Raw genomic sequence first — 3082 nt, forward strand, 5'->3', positions numbered from 1 at the left:
CGCAGCGAATGTCGCTGCGACAGCATCATTCTGTTCTGATCGCTCTGTCATGAACAGAACACATCACCACACTATAAACTCAACAAGGCGTCTCACTCCGGAAGCTTACGACAGATGCGCTCGATCCGGCGATAGACGGCGAGCTCGACGATGGATTCAATGCGATAGCCTTTGATCCGGACGTCGCCCTGCCAGGCCGGCAACGTCGGATGGCGTTGGGTCACGGCCTGACGGAAAGCCTTCCACAGAGGCTTGTCGCGGTTGTAGCGGTCGACCAGAGTGCGACCGCCATCGCAGAACTCAAGCATCTGTTGCGTCGGCGTGACGAGAAGCTCCTTTGACAGAACGGCATAGCGGTCCAGATCCTCGTCGCGGAAAAGAGTGCGGGAGACCCAGTTCGGGAGGGCATTGTTTAGATGGTCGTTGATCATGAGGATAATCCAAAAGGGCGCACGTCTCCCTCGGGTCCATGAGCCCGATGCAAAAGCGCGCGGAATGTAAGGGAAGACGATAAGGTGACGGCAAGCCTGCCACTGGTCTGGCGTGCAGCGCTCAGTCGCGTTTTACGGCATCACGGCCTCACGGCTCAGGAGTGCGTTGGTCAGGTGCCTGAACTTTCGGCGGATGTGACGCGTCAGCACGACGGCCCCTTCGAGGACCGTGCCGTCGACGTCATTGCCAGCCAAACATTCGCTGAGCGCGAAATCCAGAAGGCCGTGTAATGCGGCGATCTGCATGATGTCCGCTTCCATGCGGGACGATAAGACGATGTGTTGAGACATGAAGATTTTCTCGTTCGATATTGGAGGAACGAGGCTCACACCCCCACGACCGATACACGTCAGAAGGTAAAAATCCTCTGGGGAATTACGGGTATGAGACCTCATGAGGAGAAAAGATAAGAACCCTCGAACCACCGCTCAAATCGTCATAAGTAACCATCAAGATAAAAGAATAAAAAATACAAATATTAAAAATCTATATCCCATCCTCTAGCTTTTCCTGTGGCGGCTTGCCGTTCGATTTCATTCTGTGATCGCGATACAGCGTCGCGTCCCTGCTGCGCATTCTTGACAGCCCGTCGGTCGGGCACGGGCTCGAGGCCATGATGAACAATGATTTTGAGCGTCTCTTCGATCGTCGTCTGGGAAGCGCGGGAGAGGTTTCGGGCCAGTCTTTCGATCGCGACATGCCCTACCACCACATGATTGTAGATCCTGGGATCCGGAATATGGACTGAGTCCAGAAGAACCTCCGGAATGATGGCGCCGAGCCGTTGCGGCATGTTGATGCGGAGAGTGGCGGCGCCAGGTGGGGCACAACCGTAATGCCGGATCAGGCGCTCAAGTTCCTCGGGGCGCCTCAGCCGTGCATCGAACAATGCCTGAGCCCGCTCCCTGGCTTGAAGAACGACGGCATCGTCCCCGCGTGTCGACTGAGCGATCCGTTCCTTCGTTTGTCTGGCCAGTTCTACCGCCTTTTTGCGGCGAACCTTGTCCAGCATACGCGCGAACTCGTCCTGATGATCCCAGCGCGTTCTTGCCTGGAGGGGCGTCTCGCGTATCATGACTATGGCGTCGGCTCGCGCCTCCGCCTGTTTCGCGGCCATCCTCAATTTGAATGCGGCACCGCGTGCCCGGCCCTGGACCTCACGGGCGCGGACGAGGGCTTCGGGGTTTTGACGCCTGATCGGTTTCCGGTCGATCCCTTGGTCGCTCAGAGATCTTGGGTCGACCAGAGGCAGACCCGCAGCCTCGAGTTCCCGGTTGAGCTCGGACGCCCATTGCTCGCGGATGCCGAAGACGATCTTCTCTCGTTCCTTTTTCGGTCCCTTGCGCGTGTTCTTCCGGGCTCCGCCCGAGCGCGGGTGTTTTGGTCGATACCGTGCAAAGAACTGGGCCTCCGACCGGTTGAAACTATCGAGCGTTCGCGGACTGACGAGGGCATGAAAGTGCCGGTTTTCTTCGAAATCGCGGGCAACGTCACAATGCTCCGCAAGCGTATAGGGACGGCCCTGCGCCAGCGTCTGGCCGAAGCGCTCCCGCAGTCGCGCGACGGCTTCCGGACTCAAATTGCGTGGTACGGCGAGAATGAATGAGTCGGCGGCGTTTCCGGTTTCCCGCCGTTCCACCGCATCCCAGAACATCATGGCGGAGGTCGCCCAGGCCGGAAGATTGCCGGACTCAACGGCGACGAGATCCTCCCGATCCCGGTAGGCTCCCGTGCGGGTAATGTAATCCACGCGATCGCGCAGGGCACTTGGGCCGAAATTTTTAAGGCGAAAATGGAAGTGCGCTGTTGTCTCCATGGGCCTCTTTCCGAAGATAAAAAGACACAAAACGCTGGCATGCCGCAGGCCGGGGTATGGGGGTTTCCCCCATCACGCGACTTTATCAAATCCGGAGCCGAAGGCGGGAGGATTTTATCAAGTCACTAGCGTGCCTTTTCGGATTTAATTTCACCGATCACTGGTAAAATAGGGATGCGAATCACTTTCCGTTCGGAGGACGATCCAGTGGCTCAGAATAATTGGGGACACCCAAAAAATCAGGCGCTCATCGCCGAAATTGCGGCCGCTGATATTTCGGTGCTCAAGGGCCGTCGCAGAAAAATCAGGGAAATTCTAGCGCTCACCGAATTAACATCGATCGATAAGGAAACTCTGCTCGCCCTTCTTGAGGCCGAACGTCTTCGCGCTGATGCTCGCGAGTCTGCTGCCCGTGCAGCAAAAGTCGAAAAACGCTTTGACGATCGGGCACGCGCGCAAAGAGCACACAAGCTTGTTCTCCTGGGAACCACAGTCCGGGCGGCCAAATTGCCTGAAGGCAATCGAGAGCGCCTGCTCGCGGCACTACTCATGGTGAAAGAAAGACTGGCCGGAACCGATCCCAAAAATCCTTTCCCCAATATATCCGAGACCTATCTGGAGCATGCGCGAGAGATCATCGCCAAGGAGAAGAAGAAACGTTAATCCTACAGCGTGTCGTCAGTTAAGCAGTATGATGATTGAGGCGAACTGCACCGCAGCGAGGAAGGTTGATTTAAGCTTGTCGTAGCGGGTTGCGATCGCGCGGAACTGTTT

General features: G+C 56.8%; 4 protein-coding genes and 1 pseudogene. 1 reads left to right on the top strand and 4 read right to left on the bottom strand.

The window, feature by feature from the left end; translation table 11 throughout:
* Window positions 1-92 precede the first annotated feature (92 nt).
* The 3 genes from GOB82_RS13015 to GOB82_RS13025 all read right to left on the bottom strand — a co-directional run bounded on the left by GOB82_RS13015 (window position 93) and on the right by GOB82_RS13025 (window position 2308).
* Entirely contained in the window at window positions 93-431 is a 339-nt protein-coding gene (locus GOB82_RS13015) for a hypothetical protein (RefSeq protein WP_242007418.1), read from the bottom strand.
* 132 nt (window positions 432-563) lie between these two features.
* Window positions 564-782: a hypothetical protein gene (locus GOB82_RS13020; protein WP_166123739.1), complete on the bottom strand. Its 219-nt coding sequence runs from the start codon at window positions 780-782 to the stop codon at window positions 564-566.
* A gap of 188 nt (window positions 783-970) precedes the next feature.
* Window positions 971-2308: a MobA/MobL family protein gene (locus GOB82_RS13025; RefSeq protein WP_166123741.1), complete on the bottom strand. Its 1338-nt coding sequence runs from the start codon at window positions 2306-2308 to the stop codon at window positions 971-973.
* A gap of 207 nt (window positions 2309-2515) precedes the next feature.
* On the opposite strand from GOB82_RS13025, the gene GOB82_RS13030 reads away from it, so the two are divergent.
* On the top strand, window positions 2516-2971 hold the full coding sequence (locus tag GOB82_RS13030; protein ID WP_166123743.1) for a hypothetical protein: 456 nt from the start codon (window positions 2516-2518) through the stop codon (window positions 2969-2971).
* A gap of 15 nt (window positions 2972-2986) precedes the next feature.
* On the opposite strand, the pseudogene GOB82_RS13035 reads toward GOB82_RS13030, so the two are convergent.
* Window positions 2987-3082: pseudogene (locus tag GOB82_RS13035) on the bottom strand (IS5/IS1182 family transposase); the annotation flags it as partial.

The sequence above is a fragment of the Acetobacter farinalis genome (assembly GCF_011516935.1).
Lineage (GTDB): Bacteria > Pseudomonadota > Alphaproteobacteria > Acetobacterales > Acetobacteraceae > Acetobacter > Acetobacter farinalis.

What these genes read in the sequence shown, in the direction of transcription:
- GOB82_RS13025 (WP_166123741.1), bottom strand. Translation starts at nt 2,308, where the DNA reads ATGGAGACAACAGCGCACTTCCATTTTCGCCTTAAAAATTTCGGCCCA.
- GOB82_RS13015 (WP_242007418.1), bottom strand. Translation starts at nt 431, where the DNA reads ATGATCAACGACCATCTAAACAATGCCCTCCCGAACTGGGTCTCCCGC.
- GOB82_RS13020 (WP_166123739.1), bottom strand. Translation starts at nt 782, where the DNA reads ATGTCTCAACACATCGTCTTATCGTCCCGCATGGAAGCGGACATCATG.